General features: G+C 74.1%; 18 protein-coding genes. 4 read left to right on the forward strand and 14 right to left on the reverse strand.

Annotated elements, in window-relative coordinates:
- Window positions 1-10: 10 nt before the first annotated feature.
- The 8 genes from BLS67_RS12100 to BLS67_RS12135 form a co-directional block, all read right to left on the reverse strand.
- The gene (locus BLS67_RS12100) at window positions 11-652 is read right to left on the reverse strand and encodes a prepilin peptidase (protein WP_242654022.1); all 642 of its coding nucleotides are present in this window, start codon (window positions 650-652) and stop codon (window positions 11-13) included.
- A 2-nt stretch (window positions 653-654) separates the two neighbouring features.
- Entirely contained in the window at window positions 655-1,464 is an 810-nt protein-coding gene (locus tag BLS67_RS12105; RefSeq protein ID WP_091245247.1) for a shikimate dehydrogenase, read from the reverse strand.
- Window positions 1,457-3,250 (reverse strand): endolytic transglycosylase MltG, encoded by a 1,794-nt coding sequence (gene mltG / locus BLS67_RS12110; protein WP_091245249.1) that lies wholly within the window; start codon window positions 3,248-3,250, stop codon window positions 1,457-1,459. The genes BLS67_RS12105 and mltG overlap by 8 nt, the downstream gene beginning before the upstream one ends.
- 4 nt (window positions 3,251-3,254) lie before the next feature.
- Window positions 3,255-3,716 (reverse strand): Holliday junction resolvase RuvX, encoded by a 462-nt coding sequence (gene ruvX / locus BLS67_RS12115; protein WP_091245251.1) that lies wholly within the window; start codon window positions 3,714-3,716, stop codon window positions 3,255-3,257.
- Window positions 3,713-6,367 (reverse strand): alanine--tRNA ligase, encoded by a 2,655-nt coding sequence (gene alaS, locus BLS67_RS12120; protein ID WP_091245254.1) that lies wholly within the window; start codon window positions 6,365-6,367, stop codon window positions 3,713-3,715. Before alaS ends, ruvX begins: the two co-directional genes overlap by 4 nt.
- Before the next feature lie 60 nt (window positions 6,368-6,427).
- Window positions 6,428-6,733 carry a hypothetical protein gene (locus BLS67_RS12125; RefSeq protein ID WP_091245255.1) on the reverse strand — a complete coding sequence of 102 codons (306 nt, stop codon included), beginning with the start codon at window positions 6,731-6,733 and terminating at the stop codon, window positions 6,428-6,430.
- Entirely contained in the window at window positions 6,733-7,158 is a 426-nt protein-coding gene (locus BLS67_RS12130; protein ID WP_091245258.1) for a DUF948 domain-containing protein, read from the reverse strand. Before BLS67_RS12130 ends, BLS67_RS12125 begins: the two co-directional genes overlap by 1 nt.
- An 81-nt stretch (window positions 7,159-7,239) precedes the next feature.
- Window positions 7,240-8,574, reverse strand: a complete 1,335-nt coding sequence (locus tag BLS67_RS12135) for a replication-associated recombination protein A (RefSeq protein WP_207500524.1) — start codon at window positions 8,572-8,574, stop codon at window positions 7,240-7,242.
- A 63-nt stretch (window positions 8,575-8,637) separates the two neighbouring features.
- Here BLS67_RS12135 and BLS67_RS12140 point away from each other — a divergent pair, with 63 nt between their 5' ends.
- On the forward strand, window positions 8,638-9,516 hold the full coding sequence (locus BLS67_RS12140) for an aldo/keto reductase (RefSeq protein ID WP_165617565.1): 879 nt from the start codon (window positions 8,638-8,640) through the stop codon (window positions 9,514-9,516).
- Window positions 9,517-9,736: 220 nt separating this feature from the next.
- Window positions 9,737-10,609, forward strand: a complete 873-nt coding sequence (locus tag BLS67_RS12145) for a hypothetical protein (RefSeq protein WP_091245753.1) — start codon at window positions 9,737-9,739, stop codon at window positions 10,607-10,609.
- An 81-nt stretch (window positions 10,610-10,690) separates the two neighbouring features.
- On the opposite strand, the gene BLS67_RS12150 is transcribed toward BLS67_RS12145, so the two are convergent.
- The 5 genes from BLS67_RS12150 to BLS67_RS12170 are packed head-to-tail and all read right to left on the reverse strand — an operon-like array spanning window position 10,691 to window position 16,511.
- Entirely contained in the window at window positions 10,691-11,776 is a 1,086-nt protein-coding gene (locus tag BLS67_RS12150) for a pyridoxal-phosphate-dependent aminotransferase family protein (RefSeq protein WP_091245259.1), read from the reverse strand.
- A gap of 42 nt (window positions 11,777-11,818) precedes the next feature.
- Window positions 11,819-13,549, reverse strand: a complete 1,731-nt coding sequence (aspS, locus tag BLS67_RS12155) for an aspartate--tRNA ligase (protein ID WP_242654023.1) — start codon at window positions 13,547-13,549, stop codon at window positions 11,819-11,821.
- Window positions 13,550-13,582: 33 nt separating this feature from the next.
- Window positions 13,583-14,572: an aldo/keto reductase gene (locus BLS67_RS12160; RefSeq protein ID WP_091245264.1), complete on the reverse strand. Its 990-nt coding sequence runs from the start codon at window positions 14,570-14,572 to the stop codon at window positions 13,583-13,585.
- Window positions 14,569-15,831 (reverse strand): histidine--tRNA ligase, encoded by a 1,263-nt coding sequence (gene hisS, locus BLS67_RS12165; protein ID WP_091245266.1) that lies wholly within the window; start codon window positions 15,829-15,831, stop codon window positions 14,569-14,571. The genes BLS67_RS12160 and hisS overlap by 4 nt, the downstream gene beginning before the upstream one ends.
- Entirely contained in the window at window positions 15,828-16,511 is a 684-nt protein-coding gene (locus BLS67_RS12170; protein ID WP_091245268.1) for an MBL fold metallo-hydrolase, read from the reverse strand. The genes hisS and BLS67_RS12170 overlap by 4 nt, the downstream gene beginning before the upstream one ends.
- A 79-nt stretch (window positions 16,512-16,590) precedes the next feature.
- Between BLS67_RS12170 and BLS67_RS12175 the strand changes: the two genes are divergently transcribed.
- Entirely contained in the window at window positions 16,591-17,436 is an 846-nt protein-coding gene (locus tag BLS67_RS12175) for a peptidylprolyl isomerase (protein WP_091245270.1), read from the forward strand.
- Window positions 17,433-18,128: a peptidylprolyl isomerase gene (locus BLS67_RS12180; protein ID WP_091245272.1), complete on the forward strand. Its 696-nt coding sequence runs from the start codon at window positions 17,433-17,435 to the stop codon at window positions 18,126-18,128. The genes BLS67_RS12175 and BLS67_RS12180 overlap by 4 nt, the downstream gene beginning before the upstream one ends.
- Window positions 18,129-18,220: 92 nt before the next feature.
- Here the strand turns inward: BLS67_RS12180 and BLS67_RS12185 are convergent, their stop codons facing one another.
- Complete coding sequence (locus BLS67_RS12185) at window positions 18,221-20,647, reverse strand: RelA/SpoT family protein (RefSeq protein WP_091245275.1); 2,427 nt, start codon at window positions 20,645-20,647, stop codon at window positions 18,221-18,223.
- Window positions 20,648-20,685 lie beyond the last annotated feature (38 nt).

Consider the following 20,685-nt stretch of genomic DNA (forward strand, 5'->3'; position numbering starts at 1 on the left):
ACAGCTCTGCTCAGAGCGGTCCGGCCAGCGCGAACGCCAGCGCGGCGCCGACCAGCAGCGGCGGGCCGAAGGGCACCGCCGAGCGCCAGCGGGCCCGCCGCAGGGCCAGCAGCACGAGGCTGCCCAGGGCGCCCAGCAGCAACCCGAGGAACAGGCCGGTCAGCAGCAGGGGACCGCCGCCGCGCCAGCCGAGCAGCACCCCGAGCGGTGCGAGCAGCTTGACGTCGCCGAACCCCAGCCCGGCCGGGGTGACCAGCCGCACCGCCGCGGCCACCCCGAAGGCCAGCGCCCCGAGCACCACGCCGTCCCTGGCCCGGTCCACCGACCCGACCACCGCCGCGTCGACGCCGACCGACACCAGGAGCACCGCCAGGGCGGGGAAGGTCACGGCGTCGGGGAGCCGGTGGGTGGCGAGGTCGACCCCGGCGAGCACCACCCCCGCCCCGGTCAGCCACAGCACGCCGGCCAGCACCGGCCGCGGCCCGACCAGCGCGGCGACGCCGGCCAGCGACCCCGCGGTGACCACGGCGGTCAGCGCGGCCCGCGCGCGGCCGGGCACCGCCCCCGGGTCGCGGCTGGCGAACCGGACCGTGGCCCGGGCCAGCCAGGGCCCGAGGGCAGCACCCAGCAGGCCGGCGGCGAGCGGCAGCACGGTCAGCGGGGGACGACGGCGTCCAGCGCGGCGCGCATCGCCTCGATGGGGGCCGGACGCCCGGTGATCAGCTCGACCTGGACGGTGGCCTGCCAGAAGAGCACCTCGATGCCGTGCACCGTGGTGCCGCCGGCGTCCTCGACCGCCGCGGCCAGCGGGGTCGGCCACCCCGCGTACAGCACGTCCAGGACGGTCTGGCCCGGCTGCCAGTGCAGCCCGGCCACGGTGGTCTGGCCGTCGACGGGCACGGTGCTGACCACGACCGGGGCGGCGACCTCGGGGGTCTGCGCGAAGGTGGCCACCCGGGCGGTCACGTCGAGGGCACCCAGGACGGCGACGACGCCGGCCGCCCGCGCGGGGTCCCGGACCACGACGTCGACGGTCTGCGCGCCCAGGCTGGCCAGGGCGACCGCCGCCGCGGTCGCCGTCCCCCCGTTGCCGAGGATCGCGGCGTGCTCGACGTGGTCGACCCCGGCCAGCTGCAGGGCCATGCCGACCCCGGTGACGTCGGTGTTCTCGGCCCGCCACCCACCGGGCACGCGCACCAGCGTGTTCGCCGCACCCAGCAGCAGCGGCAGCGGGTCGGACTCGGTGGCCACGGCCGCCGCGGCCTGCTTGCACGGCATGGTGACCGAGAAGCCCCGCCACTCCTCGTCGAGCCCGGCCAGCAGCACCGGCAACTCCTCGGCCCCGAGGTCGAGCGCCTCGTAGGTCCAGTCGTCGAGCCCGAGGGCGGCGTAGGCGGCCCGGTGCAGCACCGGGCTCAACGAGTGCGCGATCGGGCGACCGAGGACGGCGGCGCGCTCAGCCATCGGGGTTGTCGCGCAGCCACTGCTGGAACAGCGCCACGTTGGCGGCGTGCTCCTCGGCGGTCGCCGCGAACCGGGTCTCGCCGGTGTCGGGGTTCACCACCACGAAGTAGATCCAGTCACCCGGCGTGGGGTTGAGCACCGCCTGGAGGGCTTCCTCACCGGGGCTGTCGATCGCACCCGGCGGGAGGCCGGGGTACAGGTAGGTGTTGTACGGCGAATCGGTGGCGCGGTCCTCGGCCGTGGTGGTGATGCCGGACTTGCCGGTGGCGAAGTTCACCGTGGTGTCGAACTGCAACGGCATGCCGTCGGCGATGCGGTTGTCGATGACCGTGGCCACCTTCGACATGTCCTCGCTCGTCGCTGCCTCGGCCTGCACGAGGCTGGCCTCGGTGAGCACCCGCTGCCGGTCGGCCTCGGGGATCTGCAGCGAGTCGAACGTCTGCTCGGCGCGCGCCACCATGCTGCTGAGCACCTGGACGGCGGTCTGGCCCGGCTCGATGTCGTAGGTGGCCGGGAACAGGTGGCCCTCGAGCATGCCGTTCGCCCACGCCGGCAGACCCAGGGCCGCCGGGTCAGCGGCCGCGGCCTGCAGGTCGGCGAGCGGGATCTCGGAGTTGTCGGCGATGGCCTGCAGCGTCGCGCTCACCTGCAGGCCCTCGCGCACGGTGACCCGGGCGAACAACCGCGAGGCCGGGTCCAGCAACCGGTCCAGGGCTGCCTGCCCGCTCATCTGCAGGGCCATGCTGTAGACGCCGGGCTGGATGCCGGCCGCGGCCGGGTTGGCCGAGGCGGCGTCCACGAACGGCTCCGCCGAGGCCACCACGTCGTTGTCGACCAGCGTGTTGCCGATGGCGGTGAGGGAGTCACCGCTCTCGACGCGGATCTGCACCTCGCCGCTGCCCGACCCGGTGTAGTCGGCCGCCGTCGGGTTGATCTTCTGGATCAGCCACTGCCCGCCGACCACGATGCCGACCACCAGACCGGCGAGCACCAGCAGGGACACGACGATCGTGATCGGCCGCCGGCGACGGCGGGGCCGACGGGACGCCGCACCCCCGCGGGAGCGTCGCCCCCGTCGGCCGCGGTCCTCCTCGTGGTCGGCGCCGATGACCTCCAGACCACCGGTCTGGTCCCACACGGGGTGGTCGCCGGTGGCCGGGTGCTCCCTGGTCTCCGGGTGCTCACCGGTCTCCGGGTGCTCACCGGTCTCCGGGTACCGGGCGGCGGGGTGCTCCTCGGTCTCCGGGTACCGGGCGGCGGGGTGCTCCTCGGTGGCTGGGTGCTCGTCCAGGTGGTCGTCGTCGGCACGGTCGTCGTGGTGCCCGGCGTCGTCGTCGTGGTGCCCGGCGTGGTCGTCGTGGTGCCCGGCGTCGTCGGCCCGGACCCGGGCGTGCCGGTCGGTCGCGTGCTCGTCGTCGACGCCCGGCGCGTCACGGGGTGCGCGCACCGCCGGCGTCTCGCCGGTCGAGCCCAGCACCAGCCCGGACAGGGCGCTCACCGGCGGGCGCGGCACCGGGCCACGGGACGTCGGCTGCGCGCTGGGCACCAAGGGGGTCCGACGGGTGGCGTCGTCGTCCGGGGCCTGCGGAGGTCGGACTGCCCCCCCGCGGGCAGCCTCCTCGGCGGCGCGACGCCGTGCCCGGCGACCACCGGTCAGCGGGCCGGTCGGGTCGGCGTCGACCGCCGGGAACTCGCCGGTGTGCCACTCGGCCAGGAACTCGGCGGCCGGACGGCCCTCGCCGTCGCCCTCGTGCCGCCTGCGGCGGCCGGTGCCCTCGTCGTTCATGCGCTCACCGACCGCTCGCCGCGCGACAGCGGTCGAGATGGCTCTGCAGGATGACCACGGCCGCGGCCTGGTCGATGACCGCACGCTGCCGACGGGCGTCGATGCCGCCGGCACGCAGGTGACTGGCTGCGGTCACGGTGGAGAGCCTTTCGTCGACGAGACGCACCGGGACGTCCCCGATCCGCGTGGCCAGTGAACCAGCGTAGGCGCCCGCATCGGCGGCGGAAGCCCCGGACGCACCCGACAGGTGCCTCGGGTCCCCCACCACCACCTCCACCACCTCGTGTTCCACCACGAGGGCGGCCAGGCGGTCGAGATCGGTGCCCTTCCTCGAGCGCGGCAGCGTCTCCAGCGGCGAGGCCAGGAAGCCGGTGGGGTCGGACATCGCCACGCCGACCCGCACCGTGCCGACGTCGACGCCGAGCCGCCGGCCGGGGACCCACACCGGCGGCTCCGGGGACGTCACGCCTGCAGCGCCTGCTCGACGGCGGCCAGCGCGGCGGGGATGCCGGCGGGGTCGGTGCCCCCGCCCTGCGCCACGTCGGCCTTGCCGCCACCACGACCACCGACCGGGCCGGCAGCGGCCCTGAGCAGGTCGTTGGCCGACAGGCCACGCTCCTGGGCCGCCGGGTTGAGCGCGGCCACCAGGGCCACCTTCCCGTCGGCCTCCGAGGCCAGCACCACCGCGGCCGGACGATCGGTGCCCAGCCGACCACGGACGTCGAGGACCAGGCCCCGCAGGTCACCGCCGGACAACCCCGCCGGTGCCCCGGTGACCAGCTGCACGCCGGCGACCTCGCGGGCAGCCGCGGCCAGGTCACCGGCAGCGGCCAGCGTCTGCGCACCGCGCAGCTCACCCAGCTCGCGCTCGGCGTCCCGCTGACGGGCCAGCATGCCGGTGACCCGCTCGACGAGACCGTCCTGCGGGGTCTTCAGCAGGTCCGACAGCTGACGCACCAGGTCGCGCTCGCGGGCCAGGTAGCGGAAGCCCTCCAGCCCGACCACCGCCTCGACGCGCCGGGAGCCCGAGCCGACCGAGCTCTCGCCGGTCAGCGCCAGCGGGCCGATCTGCGCACTGCCGCGCACGTGGGTGCCACCGCACAGCTCGCGGGACCACTCGCCGCCGATCTCCACGACGCGCACCTGCTCGCCGTAGGTCTCGCCGAACAGCGCCAGGGCACCGAACTCGCGGGCCTCGGGCAGCGACATCCACAGCGCCCGGACCGCCTGGTCCTCGCGGACGGCGGCGTTGGCGACGTCCTCGATGTCGGTGCGCTGCTGCCCGGTGAGGGCGCCCTGCCAGGCGAAGTCCAGCCGCAGGTAGCCGGGTCGGTTGTAGGAACCGGCCTGCAGCGCCTGCGGACCGAGCACCCGCCGCAGCGCGGCGTGCACCACGTGGGTGCCCGAGTGGGCCTGGCAGGCCGAGCGACGCCACTCGAGGTCGACCTCGGCGGCCAGCTCGACGCCGTCCCGCAGCTCGCCCTCGATCACCCGCACCTGGTGCGCGACCAGACCCTTGACGGGGCGCTGGACGTCGACGACCTCGGCGCGGCCGCCGTCCCACACGAGGTGGCCGGCGTCGGCGACCTGCCCGCCGGACTCGGCGTAGAACGGCGTGGCGTCGAGCACGACCCGGGTGAGCTCGCCGGGGCCGGCGACCTCGGCGTCGCCGACCACGCCGAGCACGCGGGACTCGGTGCGCAGCGTGTCGTAGGCCCGCCAGTCGGTGGGGCCGTGCTGGGTCAGCAGCTCGGAGAACCGGCTGACGTCGACCCCGCCGGTGCGCTTGGACCGGGCGTCGGCCCGGGCCCGGTCGCGCTGCTCGGTCATGAGCGCGCGGAACCCGGCCTCGTCGACGGTGACGCCCTGCTCGGCGGCCATCTCCAGCGTGAGGTCGATCGGGAAGCCGTAGGTGTCGTGCAGCTGGAAGGCCTGCGCGCCGGGCAGCTGGGGCGTTCCGGCGCTCTTCAGCTGGGTCACCGCGGTGTCCAGCAGCGCGGTGCCGGCGGTGAGCGTGCGCGCGAAGGCCTCCTCCTCGGCGTAGGCGACCGAGCTGATCCGCGCGAAGTCGGTCGCCAGCTCGGGGTAGCTCGGGCTCATCGCGTCGCGGCTGACCGGCAGGAGGGTGGGCAGCACCGCGCCCTCGACGCCCAGCAGCCGCATCGAGCGGACCGCACGGCGCAGCAGCCGGCGCAGGATGTAGCCGCGGCCCTCGTTGCCCGGGGTCACGCCGTCCCCGATGATCATCAGCCCGGACCGGACGTGGTCGGCGACGACGCGCAGCCGCACGTCGGTGTCGTGGTCGGCGCCGTAGGTGACCCCGGCCAGCTCGGCAGCCCGGTGCAGGACCGGGGCGACCTCGTCGATCTCGTACATGTTGTCGACGCCCTGGAGCAGGAAGGCCACCCGCTCCATGCCCATGCCGGTGTCGATGTTCTTCTTCGGCAGCTCGCCGAGGATCGGGAAGTCCTTGCCCTCGCCGTCGCCGCGCTCGTACTGCATGAAGACGAGGTTCCAGATCTCGACGAAGCGGTCACCGCCCTCGTCGACCAGCGGGCCGCCGTCCGGGCCGTGCTCCGGACCGCGGTCGAAGAAGATCTCCGAGCAGGGACCGGCCGGGCCGGCCGCCCCGGTCGACCAGTAGTTGCTCTCCTTGCCCAGCCGCTGGATGCGCTCGGCGGGCAACCCGGCGATGCGGGCCCAGGCCTCGGCGGCCTCGTCGTCGTCCAGGTAGACGGTGACCCAGATCTTGTCCGTCGGGATGCCCAGACCGCCGTCCTCGACGGAGGTGGTGATCAGCGACCAGGCCGCCTCGATGGCGCCGTCCTTGAAGTAGTCGCCGAAGGAGAAGTTGCCGTTCATCTGGAAGAACGTGCCGTGCCGGGTGGTCTTGCCCACCTCCTCGATGTCGAGGGTGCGCACGCACTTCTGCACGCTGGTGGCCCGCGGGTACGGCGCGGGCTCCCGGCCGGTCAGGTACGGGATGAACGGCACCATGCCGGCGACGGTGAACAGCAGCGAGGGGTCCGGGGACACCAGGGAGGCACTGGGGACGACGGTGTGCCCGCGCTGCTCGAAGTGCTCCAGGAAACGGCGACGGATCTCGGCGGTCTGCATCTCAGCTCGTTCTCGGTCGGGCCCGGCAGGGCGCCCGGGTGTGCTGGCTTCGGGAAGGGTTCAGGAGTCGGCGGCGTGCGCACCGCGGCGGGCGTTGATGGCGGCCTGACCGTCGGCGGTGGCCTGGTCGCGGGTGGGGAGCGGGGCGTCCAGGCCGGTGCCCTCGCGCAGCTCCTCCTCGCGGTTGGCGGCGGCGGCGCGGACGTCGGCGCCGAAGTCGGCGATCGCGTCACCCAGGTCGCGCAGCCCGTCGGCCAGCTGGCCGGCGACCGACTGCGGGGTCAGCCGCTCGGCGGCCGCGGACATCTTGCGCACGACGAGGACGCCGATGGTGACGCCCATGGCCAGCCAGAACATGCGGCGCATCAGCCGGCCCGCCGGGCCGACCGGCGCGCGCGGCGCTCGGCCTTCTGGTCGCGCTGGCTGGCCGCCAGGGCCTGGCCCTCGCGCTTCTTGCTGACCGCGCTGCGCACGCCGTAGCTGAACGCGGCGGCCTTGATCAGCGGGCTGCCCAGGGTCGCGGCGAAGACGCTGGTGAGCGCGGCGACGTTGCTGGACACGTTGGCCGCGTTGCCGGTGATGTCGTCGACCCGCTCGAGGTTGGCGTTGACGTGGGTGACCGTCGTCGACGCCTGGCTCAGGATGGGCTGGCTCTGCTCGCGGACCTGGCGGATGGTCAGCGTGGTCTCGTCGAGGGTGCGACCCAGCTTCAGCAGCGGCACGGCGAGCAGCACCACCAGCAGCACCAACGCGCCGGCGGCGATGAGCCCGGCGATCTCTCCTGCGGACACGTGGTTCCCCTTGCTCGTGGATCTGGACTGCCGGCCCGGCGGTCTCCAGGCTCGGGTCACCCTAGCTGCGGGTGCCGACGGTCATCGCCTGCGCCGGACGATCGCCCGCAGCTTGGTCAGCCGGGCGCCGATGCCGGCCTCCGCCCCGCGCCCGGTCGGGCGGTAGTAGTCGCGACCGACCAGGGCGTCGGGCGGGTACTGCTGGGCCAGGACGCCGTCGGGGTGGTCGTGCGGGTAGGCGTAGGTCGCGCCGTGGCCGAGCTTCTTGGCCCCGGCGTAGTGGGCGTCGCGCAGCCCGGCCGGGACCGGCCCCGCCCGGCCGGCCCGGACGTCGGCCACGGACTCGGAGATCGCCACCGTGATCGCGTTGGACTTCGGCGCGGTGGCCAGGTGGACCACGGCCTGGGCCAGGGCGAAGTGGCCCTCGGGCATGCCGATGAACGCCACCGCGTCGGCGGCGGCCACGGCGACCGGCAGGGCGGTGGGGTCGGCCATGCCGATGTCCTCGCTGGCGCTGATCACCAGCCGGCGGGCGATGAAGCGCGGGTCCTCGCCGGCCTCGACCATGCGGGCCAGGTAGTGCATCGCGGCGTCGACGTCGGATCCCCGGATGCTCTTGATGAGCGCGCTGGCGACGTCGTAGTGCTGGTCGCCGGCCCGGTCGTAGCGGACGGCGGCCTGCGCGACCGCGGTCTCCAGCGTGGCCAGGTCGAGCACCGGCACCCCGGCGGCCTGCGCGGCCCCCGCGCCGGACTCCAGCGCGGTCAGCGCCTTGCGGGCGTCGCCGCCGGCCACCCGCAGCAGGTGCTCCTCGGCGTCCTCGGCGAGGGTGATCGCACCGGCCAGGCCGCGGTCGGAGGCGATCGCCCGGTGCAGCACCTCGCGGACGTCGTCGTCGGACAGCGACTGCAGCGCCAGCACCAGCGACCGGGACAGCAGCGGTGAGACCACCGAGAAGAACGGGTTCTCGGTGGTGGCCGCGATCAGGCTGACGATCCGGTCCTCCACCGCCGACAGCAGGGAGTCCTGCTGGGTCTTGGAGAACCGGTGCACCTCGTCGATGAACAGGACGGTGCGCCGGTTGCCGTGCACCAGCTCGCTCTTGGCCGCGGCGATGACCGCGCGGACCTCCTTCACCCCGGCGTCGAGCGCGGACAGCTGCACGAACTTGCGCTTGGTGGCCAGCGAGATGACGTGCGCCAGGGTGGTCTTGCCGGTGCCGGGTGGGCCGTAGAGCACCAGCGACATCGGCTCGTCGGCCTCGACCAGGCGGCGCAGCGGTGCCCGGGGGCCGAGCAGGTGCTTCTGGCCGACCACCTCGTCCAGCCCGCGCGGGCGCATGCGGACCGCGAGCGGTGCCCCGGGGTCGACGGCGGCCGGGCGCTCCTCGGGCGCCGGGTCGAACAGGGTGCTCACGCTTGCGACGCTACCGGCGGGGGCAGACAGTCCCGGTAGTTCCCATCCACGAGAGGACTCCCCGTGCAGCACCGCACCATCGGCAACGACGTCGTCGGCCGGGTCACCGTGTCGGCCATCGGCCTGGGCGCGATGCCCCTGTCCGTCACCGCGCAGCGCCCCTCCCCCGAGGCGGCCGAGGCCGTCGTGCACGCCGCCCTCGACGCCGGCGTCACCCTGATCGACACCGCCGACGCCTACTGCCTCGACGACACCGAGGTCGGCCACAACGAGCGCACGGTGGCCGCCGCGGTCCGGTCCTGGGGCGGGCCGGACGACGTCCTCGTCGCCACCAAGGGCGGGCACACCCGGCCCGGCGGCTCCGAGTGGGGCCTGGACGGCTCGCCCGAGCACCTGCGCCGGGCCTGCGACGCCTCGCTGCAGGCCCTCGGGGTCGACGCCATCGGGCTGTACCAGTTCCACCGCCCCGACCCGCAGACGCCGTGGGCGGACTCGATGGGCGCGCTCAAGGACCTCGTCGACGCCGGCAAGGTGCGGATGGTCGGGGTGTCCAACGCCGACGTCGGGCAGATCGACGAGGCCCGGGCGATCTGCGGCGACGCGTTCGTCAGCGTGCAGAACCAGTTCTCCCCCGGCTTCCGCTCCTCGGCCGACGAGCTCGCGCACTGCGCGGCGCTGGGCATCGCCTGGTTCCCGTGGAGCCCGTTCGGCGGCATGGGCGACGCCGGCTCGCTGGCCGACACGGCGTCCGAGTTCGCCGCGGTGGCCGACGAGCTGGGGGTGTCGGTCTACCAGGTGACGCTGGCGTGGCACCTCGCCCAGGCCGACGTCGTCATCCCGATCCCCGGGGCCAGCAAGCCGCGCAGCATCCAGGACTCCGCCGCCGCGAGTCACGTCCAGCTGACGGCGGAGCACCTGGCGAGGCTGAACACGACCGCCTGACCCACGCCCGCTCGCCCGTCCCGTTGATGATCATCGTCAGGTGCAGGTGGGACCCGCCGTGGTCGGGCGTGTCCCGCCTGCCGCTCACCATGATCAACAACACTGGAGGGCTCCGGCACATCGAGGGCCGGCGTGGGCGCGGGTGTCTACACCGGCGGGCGTCGTCCACAGATCTGGTCCGGACGCTCCACCGCCCGTGCTGCGGTCGCACCGTGTCCGCATGGACGTCCCACGAGTGCTGACCGCCGCGCAGGCGACCGCTGGCGGTGCCGGACGCGGACGCCGGCAAGGTGCCGACTGGCTGCACCTGGCCCACGACCGCTGGGTGCAGCTCGCCGACGCCCTCGACGGGCGGGAGCGCCTGGCGCTGCTCGCCCAGGGGCTGCCGGACGACGCGGCCTTCAGCCACCTGACCGCCGCCCACGTGCTGGGCGCCCACGTCGCCATGCCGGCCCGCCCCACGGTCGCGCTCACCCCTCGCCGGGTGCTCCCCCAGCGGGCCGAGGTGGTGACCCGGATCCGCACCCTCACCGCGGAGGACGTCGTGGTGCGCGACGGCCTCCGGGTGACCAGCGGGCCGCAGACCTTCCTGGACTGCGCGGCGATCATGTCCGCCGACGAGCTCTGCGCCGTCGGCGATGCGCTGCTCCGCGCTGGGGCGATGACCGACGAGGAGCTCAGCGCTCGTCTGGCTCGCGGCGGCCGAGCCCGGGGCGTCGTCCGCGCGCGGACCGTCGCCCCGCACCTGGATGGCCGGGCCATGTCCCGTCCGGAGAGCCAGGTGCGCTGGTGGTTGCTGGACAGCGATCTGCCACCGGTGGAGCTGCAGGTTCCGGTCCGGGACCGGCGGGGCGCTGTCGTCGCCCACGCGGACCTGGGGTGGGAGGAGTGGCGGGTGCTCGGGGAGTACGAGGGTCGCCAGCACGCCGAGCCCGACCAGTTCGACCGGGACGTCGACCGCTACTCGCTGATGGCGGCCGACGGGTACCTGCTGCTGCGCTTCGCCAACCGCCACCGGAACGCCCGCACCGTCGTGGACCGCAGCCGCAGAGCGTTGCTCAGCCGTGGCTGGCGACCACCTCGCCAGGTGTGATCATCGCCATCGGCAGGTCGCATACGCCGGGGTCCAGCGGGTCCGAGCTGCGGATGACGATGATCAACTGCGGAGGAGGTCTCAGGCGAGGACGGCGTCCAGGGCGGCCAGGAACATCGCCACCGTGTCGGGGCGGGCGTTGTGGCCCATCATCCCGATCCGCCAGACGGTGGCCGCGTACTGGCCGACCCCGCCGCCGATCTCGATGCCGTACTCCTCCAGCAGGCGCTTGCGCACGGCCGCGGAGTCCACGCCGTCGGGCACCCAGACGGTGGTGAGCTCGGGCAACCGGTGGCCCTCGGCGGCGAACAGCCGCATGCCACGGGCCTCGAGGCCGGCCTGCAGCGCGCCGCCGGCGGCCGCGTGCCGGGCGTGGACGGCGTCCAGCCCCTCCTCCAGCACCCGGCCCAGGCCGGCGTGCAGCGAGACGACCATGCCGGTGGGCGCGGTGTGGTGGTAGGTGCGGCCGCCCGAGCCACCGGCCTCACCGGCGTACCCGCCGAGCAGACCCAGGTCGAGGTACCACGACTGCGGGCGGGTGATGCGCCGCTCCCACGCGCGGTCGGAGATCGTGAACGGCGCCAGTCCGGGGGCGACGCCCAGGCACTTCTGGGACCCGGAGTAGGCGATGTCCACGCCCCACTCGTCCAGCGCCACGGGGATGCCGCCCAACGAGGTCACGCAGTCGGCGACCAGGAGGGCGTCGCCCTTGCCGGCGCCCAGGGCCGCCATGTCGGACTCCACCCCGGTGGAGGTCTCGGCGTGCACCGCGGCGATGACCTTGGGCGAGGGGTGGGCCGCGAGCACCCGGTCGGTGTCGACCGGCTGGCCCCACTCGTGCTCGACGGCGACCACCTCGGCACCGGTGCGGGAGGCCACCTCGACCATCCGCTGGCCGAACAGGCCGTTCACCGCGACCACGGCGACGTCGCCGGGGCCCAGCGTGTTGACGAACGCGGCCTCCATGCCAGCCGACCCGGTGGCCGACAGCGGCAGCGTGCGCCGGTTCTGCGTGCCGAAGACGGTGCGCAGGCGGTCGGAGGTCTCGTCGAGCACCTGGAGGAAGAGCGGGTCGAGGTGCCCGAGCAGCGGCTGCCCGAGGGCGACCGTGGCCTCCGGGTAGGGGTTGCAGGGGCCGGGTCCGAGCAGGGTGCGGGCGCGCAGCATGTGCCGCAGGTTACCCACGGCCGCTGCGCGCCCGGCCCCCCGTCACGCCTCGGGCTGCTCGGGCTCCGCGTCGATGCCGGCTTCCTTGCGCTGGGCCTCGCTGATCGGGGTGGGGGCCCCGGTCAGCGGGTCGTAGCCGGCCCCGGTCTTCGGGAAGGCGATGACCTCGCGGATGGAGTCGACGCCGGCCAGCAGCGCGGTGAGCCGGTCCCAGCCCAGGGCCGCGCCGGCGTGCGGCGGCGGGCCGTAGGCGAACGCCTCGAGGAAGAAGCCGAACCGCTCGCGGGCCTCCTCGCGGGACATGCCGAGGGTCTCGAAGACCCGCTCCTGCAGCGCGGCGTCGTGGATGCGGACCGACCCGGACATGCACTCGTTGCCGTTGATCACCAGGTCGTAGGCGTCGGACAGCGCCGCGCCCTTGTCCTCGGCGAACCGCTCGCGCCACTCGGGGGTCGGCGAGGTGAAGGGGTGGTGCATGAACGTCCAGCCGCCGTCCTCGGTCTCCTCGAACATCGGGAAGTCGACGACGAACAAAAAGGACCACGAGCCCTCGGGGACCAGCTCGAGGCGCTTGGCGATCTCGTTGCGGGCCGCGCCCAGCAGCTCCTGCGCCGGCCGGCGGGGCCCGGCGGCGAAGAAGATGCAGTCACCCGGGGATGCGCCGACGGCCTCGACCAGTCCGGCGCGCTCGGCGTCGGAGATGTTCTTGGTGACCGGCCCGCCCAGCGTGCCGTCGTCGGCGACGGTGACGTAGGCCAGGCCCTTGTGGCCGCGGGAGCGGGCCCAGTCCTGCCAGGCGTCGAAGGTGCGCCGCGGCTGCGACCCGCCCCCGGGCATGACGACGGCGCCCACGTAGGGCGACTGGAAGACCCGGAACGGGGTGTCGGCGAAGTACTCCGTGAGCTCGGTCAGCTCGAGGCCGAAGCGCAGGTCGGGCTTGTCGGAGCCGAAGCGGTCCATGGCCTCGCGGTAGGTCATGCGCGGGATCTCGCCGACGTCGTGGGACGCGAGCTCCGCCCACAGCGCGGTGACCACCGAGGAGGCGACGTCCAGGACGTCGTCCCGGTCGACGAAGCTCATCTCGAAGTCCAGCTGGGTGAACTCGGGCTGCCGGTCGGCGCGGAAGTCCTCGTCGCGGAAGCACCGGGCGATCTGGTAGTACCGCTCCAGGCCACCGATCATCAGCAGTTGCTTGAACAGCTGCGGCGACTGCGGCAGCGCGTACCAGGAGCCGGGCTGCAGCCGCACGGGGACGACGAAGTCGCGCGCGCCCTCGGGGGTGGACCGGGTCAGCGACGGCGTCTCGACCTCGGTGAACCCCTGCCCGCCCATGACCCCGCGCGCGATGCGGTTGATCTCGCTGCGCAGCTTCATGACCCTGGCCGGGCCCTGGCGGCGCAGGTCGAGGTAGCGGTGGGCGTACCGGACGTCGTCGCCGGCGGCCTGGGTGGTCTCGATCGGGAACGGCAGCGGTGCCGAGGTGGACAGCACCTCGAGCGTCGAGGCCACGACCTCGATGGCACCGGAGGGCAGCTCGGGGTTCTCGTTGCCCGCCGGCCGGGCCTGGACCTCGCCGGTCACCAGCACGCAGAACTCGTTGCGCAGCGCGTGCGCCTCCTCCTCCCGCACGACGACCTGGGCGTAGCCCGAGCCGTCACGGAGGTCGAGGAAGACCACCCCGCCGTGGTCGCGGCGGCGGGCGATCCAGCCGGCGAGGGTGACGGTGGTGCCGGCGTCGGCAGCGCGGAGGGTGCCGGCGTCGTGGGTGCGCAACAAGGGAGTCGGCCTTTCGAGGGGTGGGAGGGCTTACCAGCGGTCGTGCACGTGTGCGCGGATGCGCTCGTCGTACACCCGCTCGAGCGCGGTGAGCTGGTCGGTGGTGAGCGGGGCGAGGGTGGCGGCCGCGACGTTGCCGCGGACCTGCTCGACGCTGCGGGCGCCCGGGATCACGGAGGTGACACCGGGCTGGTCGATGACCCAGCGCAGCGCGAAGGCCGCGGTGGTGACGCCCTCGGGCGCGATCTCGGCGACCTCGCGGGCGGCGGCGAGACCGACGTCGTAGGGCACCCCCGAGAAGGTCTCGCCGACGTCGAAGGCCTCGCCGTTGCGGTTGAAGTTCCGGTGGTCGTCGGCGGCGAAGGTGGTCGACTCGTCGTACTTCCCGGTCAGCAGCCCGCTGGCCAGCGGCACCCGGGCGAGGATGCCGACCTGGGCCTTCGCGGCTGCCGGCAGCAGCTCCTCGAGCGGCTTGCGGCGGAGGACGTTGAGGATCACCTGGATGGACTGCACGCCCTCGTGCTCGAGCGCGGTCAGCCCCTCGGCCACGGTCTCGACCGAGACGCCGTAGGCGGCGATCGAGCCGTCGGCGACGAAGGCGTCGAGGGTGTCGTAGACCCGCTGGTCGGAGTACACCGGGGGCGGCGGGCAGTGCAGCTGCACCAGGTCGAGGGTGTCGACGCCCAGGTTGCGGCGCGAGCGGTCGACCCAGGCCCGCAGGTTCTCGGGCGTGTAGGTCTCGGCGACGAACGGGTCGGCGCGGCGGCCGGCCTTGGTGGCCACGAACGGCCGCTGGGCGCGGGTGACCAGCGCCTGCCGGATCCGCTCCTCGGAGCGGCCGTCGCCGTAGACGTCGGCGGTGTCCAGCAGGGTGACGCCGGCGTCGAGGGCGGCGTCGAGGACGCCGGCTGCGCCCTCGGAGCTGACGTCGCCCCAGTCGCCGCCCAGCTGCCAGGTGCCCAGGCCGACGACGGAGACGTCGGCGCCGGTGCGGCCGAGGGGGCGCTGCTCGATGCTCATGCCCCCACCGTCGCACGCACCCGGTCGACCAGCTCACCGAGGGGGACGGCGACCTGCTCGCCGGTGGCCATCGTCTTCAGCTGCCCGACGCCCTCGGCGAGGTCGCGGTCGCCGATCACCACCACCTGCGCGGCGCCCGAGCGGTCGGCGGCCTTCATGGCGCCCTTCAGCCCGCGGTCGCCGTACACGGTGTCGGCCGAGACCCCCGCCGCGCGCAGCTGCCCCACCAGCCGGACGGCGAGCTTCTTGGCCTCGGCACCCAGCGGGACGACGAAGGCCTGCACGCCGGCCGGGACGGCGACGTCGAGCCCTTCGGCCTGCACCGCGAGGATGGTGCGGTCGACGCCGACGGCGTAGCCGATGCCCGACACGTCGGGGCCGCCGAGGGCGGCGGACAACCCGTCGTAGCGCCCGCCGCCGCCGATGGCCGACTGCGAACCCAGCCCGCCGTGCACGAACTCGAAGGTGGTTTTCGTGTAGTAGTCCAGCCCGCGCACCAGCCGCGGCGCCTCGACCCAGGCGACGCCGAGGGCGGCGAGGTGCTCGCGGACGGCGTCGTAGTGCGCGCGCGTGGTGTCGGAGAGGTGGTCGACCATCAGGGGGGCGTCGACCAGCTGGTCCTGCACCTGCTGGCGCTTGTCGTCCAGCACCCGCAGCGGGTTGATCGCGGCGCGACGCCGGGTGTCGGCGTCCAGGTCCAGCTTCGCCAGGAAGGCGGTCAGCAGCTCGCGGTACTGCGGGCGGCAGGTGCTGTCGCCCAGCGAGGTCAGCTGCAGCTGGTACCCGGTGAGCCCGAGGTCGCGGTAGCCCTGGTCGGCCAGCGCGATCATCTCGGCGTCGAGCGCGGGGTCGTCGACGCCGAGGGCCTCGACGTCGACCTGGGTGAAGTGCCGGTACCGGCCGGCCTGCGGTCGCTCGTAGCGGAACGCGGACCCGACGCTCCACAACTTGACCGGCAGCGGGCCGGAGTACAGCCGGTGCTCGATGAACGCCCGCATCAACCCGGCGGTCAGCTCGGGGCGCAGGGTCAGCGAGCGGCCGCCCTTGTCGGTGAAGGTGTACATCTCCTTGCTGACGACGTCGGTGGACTCCCCCACCCCGCGGGCGAACAGCGCGGTGTCCTCGAAGACCGGGGTCTCGACGTAGCCGTAGCCGGCCCGGCGCAGCGGCGCGGTCAGCGTGTCGCGGACGGCGAGGAACCGGGCGGAGTCGGGCGGCAGGACGTCGAAGGTGCCCTTCGGGGCGGTCAGGTCGCTCACAGCCCGCGGCCCTTCGGGGCGGCGGAGGCCTCGGCCAGGTAGGGGTTCGTCGCCCGCTCCCGGCCGATCGTGGTGGCCGGCCCGTGCCCGGGCAGGACGACGGTGGCGTCGTCCAGCGGGAGCACGACGTCGCGCAGCGAGCCGAGCATCGACTCCCACGACCCGCCGGGCAGGTCGACGCGGCCGACCGACCCGGCGAACAGCACGTCACCGGCCAGCAGGCCCGGGGAGTCGTCGAGGTCGAGGGAGAACATGACCGAGCCCTGCGTGTGGCCCGGTGCGTGCCGGACGGTGAGGTCGACGCCGGCCAGGGACAGCACGGCGCCGTCGTCCAGCCGGCGGACCTCGGCCGGGTCGGGCAGCGCGACGCCCTGCGCGAGCGGCGCCAGCGCCGGGCCGTGCCAGGCAACCGGGTCGGCGATCATGCCGAGGTCGTCGGGGTGCAGGTAGGCCGGGATGTCGTAGCCCTCGCACACCGGCAGCACCGAGAAGGTGTGGTCGAGGTGCCCGTGGGTCAGCACGACCGCGACCGGCTTCAGGCCGTCGGCGGCGAGCAGCTGCGCGAGGGGCTCGACGGCGTCCATGCCGGGGTCGACGACCACGCACTCGGCCCGCGGACCCGAGGCCACGGCGTAGCAGTTGGTGCCGAACGCGCCGGCGGGGAACGAGCGGATGAGCACCTGCGCAGGGTACGTGCCACCACCGACACGACCGGAGTCACAGCCGACCGCCAGGAAGGCTTGCCTAGACTCCGCACCCGTGGTCAGCAACAAGCAGCGCCGTCAAGCCGCCCAGCGTCACCTGCAGCGACAGCTGGAGCGACGGGCCGAGCAGCAGCGCAGGCGCCGTCGCAACGTGCTCATCGGGGTGACGGTGGCCGCCGTCGTCGTGGTCGTGGGTGCCGCCCTGCTGGTCACCGGCCTCGGCGGGGACGACGACAGCACCGCCGCCGCCGGCAGCTCGACGGCCGCCACCTCGGCCGCCGCGACCCCCACCCCGGGCCCCGGTGCCGAGCGGGCCGGGCAGACCACCACCGCGGGTTCCTGCACCTACACCTACGACGCGCAGGGCAGCTCCGGCACGTTCGCCGTCGACGCCCCGCCCGCGGGCAACCTGCCCACCGGTACGGCCGGCGAGACCATCGCCACCAGCGCCGGGGACATCGGCGTCACCCTGGACTTCGACGGCCCGGGCGTCTGCGCCTCGGCCAGCTTCGCGTCGCTGGCCTCCCAGGGCTTCTTCGACAACACCGTCTGCCACCGGCTGACCACCTCGGACGGCCTGAAGGTGCTGCAGTGCGGCGACCCGTCGGGCACCGGCACGGGCGGCCCGGGCTACTCCTTCCCGACCGCGGTGGCCGGCACCGAGACCTACGGCCGCGGCGTGCTGGCGATGGCCAACAGCGGCCAGGGCACCGACGGCAGCCAGTTCTTCCTGGTCTACGGCGACAGCCAGCTGCCGGCCAGCTACACCGTCTTCGGCAGCATCGACGAGGCCGGCCTGGGGGTCCTGGACCAGGTGGCCGCCGCCGGTGTCGCCGACGGCAGCCAGGACGGCGCACCGGCTACCCCGGTCACCATCACCGCGGTCACCCCGACCGCATGAGGCGCCGGGCAGCCGGCGCCGTGGTGCTCGCGGGGCTGGTCCTCGCCGGCTGCACGTCCACGATCACCGGCACCGCCAGCCCGGCCGACCCGACCTCCGGCCCGGCACCGACGGCCACCACCTCGGCGGGTCCGTGCACGTACACCGAGGACCCGCGCGGGAGCGCCGGTGACGTCGTGCCGGATGCTCCGTCGGGCCCACCGCCGACCGGCACCGTCCGCGAGACCGTCGCCACCGGCGCCGGCGACATCGGCCTCGAGCTGCGCACCAGCGGCCCGGGCACCTGCGCCACGGCGAGCTTCGTGTCGCTGGCGGCCCAGGGGTACTTCGACGACACCCCCTGCCACCGGTTGACCACGAGCCCCGGTCTGCAGGTCCTCCAGTGCGGCGACCCGTCCGGCACCGGCGCCGGCGGCCCCGGGTACACCTTCCCGACCGATGTCGACGGCACCGAGACCTACGGCCGCGGCGTGCTGGCGATGGCCAACAGCGGCCAGGGCTTCGACGGCAGCCAGTTCTTCCTGGTCTACGGCGACAGCCAGCTGACGCCCGACTACACCGTCTTCGGCACCGTCGACGAGGCCGGCCTCGGCGTCGTCGACCAGATCGCTGCCGCGGGCGTCGCCGACGGCAGCCAGGACGGCGCCCCTGCCGTCCCGGTGACGATCACCGCGGTCACGCCCACCACCTGAGCCGTGCACATCGCGGTCCTCCGGATCGCACCGCGGCCAGGAGCCGTCCCCCGTTGCGACGAGCGGTGCTGCTCCCTCCGGGCCCCCGCGCCTCAGGCGGTGACGCGCTCCACGTCGAAGACGCCCTCGACGTTGCGAACGGTCTGGAGCACGGCGCCCAGGTGGGCGGGGTCGGCGAGCTCGAAGGTGAACCGGCTGACCGCGACGCGGTCGCGGCTGGTCTGCACCGACGCCGACAGGATGTTGACCCGCTCGTCGGCGAGGGCCTTGGTGACGTCGGAGAGCAGCCGGTGCCGGTCGAGGGCCTCGACCTGGATGGCGACCAGGAAGACGGCCCCGGGCTGCGCGGCCCAGGCGACCTGGACCAGCCGCTCGGGCTTGCGCTGCAGGTCGTCGGCGTTGGTGCAGTCGGTGCGGTGCACGCTGACGCCGCCGCCGCGGGTGACGAAGCCGAGGATGTCGTCGCCGGGCACCGGCGTGCAGCACTTGGCGAGCTTGGCCCACACGTCGGTCATGTCCGTGACGACGATGCCGGGGTCGCCGCTGGCCGTGCGGGCCACCGCGCGACGGGTGGGGATGGCGGTCTCGGCGATGTCCTCGGTCGCCCCCTCGGAGCCGCCCAGGGCGACCATCAGCTTCTCCACCACGGAGGAGGCCGAGACCTGGTTCTCCCCCACCGCGGCGTACAGCGCGCTCACGTCGGCGTGGTGCAGGTCGGCGGCCAGGGTGGCCAGCGCCTCACCGCCCATCAGCCGCTGCAGCGGCAGGCCGGCCTTGCGCATGGCCTTGGTCAACGCGTCCTTGCCGGCGTCGACGGCGTCCTCGCGGCGCTCCTTGGTGAACCACTGCCGGATCTTGGTGCGCGCCCGGGAGGACCCGACGAACTCCAACCAGTCGCGACTGGGCCCGGCGGTGGGCGATCGGGAGGTGAAGACCTCGACGACATCGCCGTTGGCGAGCTTGCTGTCCAGCGAGACCAGGGAGCCGTTCACCCGGGCACCGATGCACCGGTAGCCGACCTCGGTGTGCACGGCGAAGGCGAAGTCGACCGGGGTGGACTCCCCCGGCAGGCTGATCACGTCGCCCTTCGGCGTGAAGACGAAGACCTCCTGCGGGCCCAGGTCGTAGCGCAGGGTCTCGAGGAACTCGCCGGGCTCCTGCGCCTCGCGCTGCCAGTCCAGCAGCTGGCGCAGCCACAGCATGTCGTCGCCGCTGGAGCCGGGCTTCATCGGCGTGACCGGGCCGCCACCCCGCGCCTTCTCCTTGTACTTCCAGTGCGCGGCGATGCCGTACTCGGCCGTGCGGTGCATGTCGTGGGTGCGGATCTGCAGCTCGACCGGTTTGCCCTGCGGGCCGATGACCGTCGTGTGCAGCGACTGGTACATGTTGAACTTGGGCATCGCCACGAAGTCCTTGAACCGACCGGGGACCGGCTGCCAGTGGGCGTGCATGATGCCCAGCGCCGCGTAGACGTCGCGGACGGAGTCGACCAGGATCCGGATGCCGACGAGGTCCCAGATGTCGGTGAAGTCGCGGCCGCGCACGATCATCTTCTGGTAGATCGAGTAGTAGTGCTTCGGCCGGCCGGTGACCGCGGCCTCGACCTTGGCGCCCTTGAGCTGCTCGGTGACCGCGCTGGTCACCTCGGCGAGGTAGGTGTCGCGCGAGGGCGCGCGCTCGGCCACCAGCCGCACGATCTCGTCGTAGCGCTTGGGGTAGAGCGTGGCGAACGCGAGGTCCTCGAGCTCCCACTTGATGGTGTTCATGCCCAGCCGGTGGGCCAGCGGGGCGAGGATCTCCAGCGTCTCGCGGGCCTTCTTCTCCTGCTTCTCGGGCGGGAGGAAGCGCAGCGTGCGCATGTTGTGCAACCGGTCGGCCAGCTTGATGACCAGCACCCGGGGGTCCCGGGCCATCGCGACGATCATCTTGCGGATGGTCTCGGCCTGGGCGCCGTCGCCGAACTGCACCTTGTCGATCTTGGTGACGCCGTCGACCAGGTGCGCGACGTCCGGGCCGAAGTCGGCCACGATCGTGTCGAGTGCGACACCGGTGTCCTCGACCGTGTCGTGCAGCAGGGCGGCGACCAGCGTGGTGGTGTCCATGCCCAGGCCCGCCAGCACCGTGGCCACGGCCAGCGGGTGGGTGATGTAGGGGTCGCCGGACTTGCGCTTCTGGTCGGCGTGCGCGGCCTCGGCGACGTCGTAGGCCCGCTGCAGCAGGGCCAGGTCGGCCTTGGGGTGGCTCTGCCGGTGCAGGACCGCCAGCGGCTCCAGCACGGGACGGACGACGGTGGACCGCTGCCCGGCGACGATCCGCCGGGCGAGCCGGTCGCGCACCCGGCGCCGGGGCACGCTGTCCAGCACGGTGCCCTCGCCCTCGGGCTCGCTGGGCACGCCGGCCGGACGGGCGTCGGGGAGCTGGACGGCGGGGCGCTCGGGCAGGGCGGCGCGCTGGGGGGCCTCGGCCGGCCCGTCGGCGGCCACCTCGGGCACGGCAGGGTGAGCCACTTCGGGGGTCATGGCCGCTCCTGGGTCCTGGCGGGACGGGACCCGCACCA

Origin of the sequence: Klenkia soli (genome assembly GCF_900103975.1) — a bacterium.
GTDB classification, from domain to species: domain Bacteria; phylum Actinomycetota; class Actinomycetes; order Mycobacteriales; family Geodermatophilaceae; genus Klenkia; species Klenkia soli.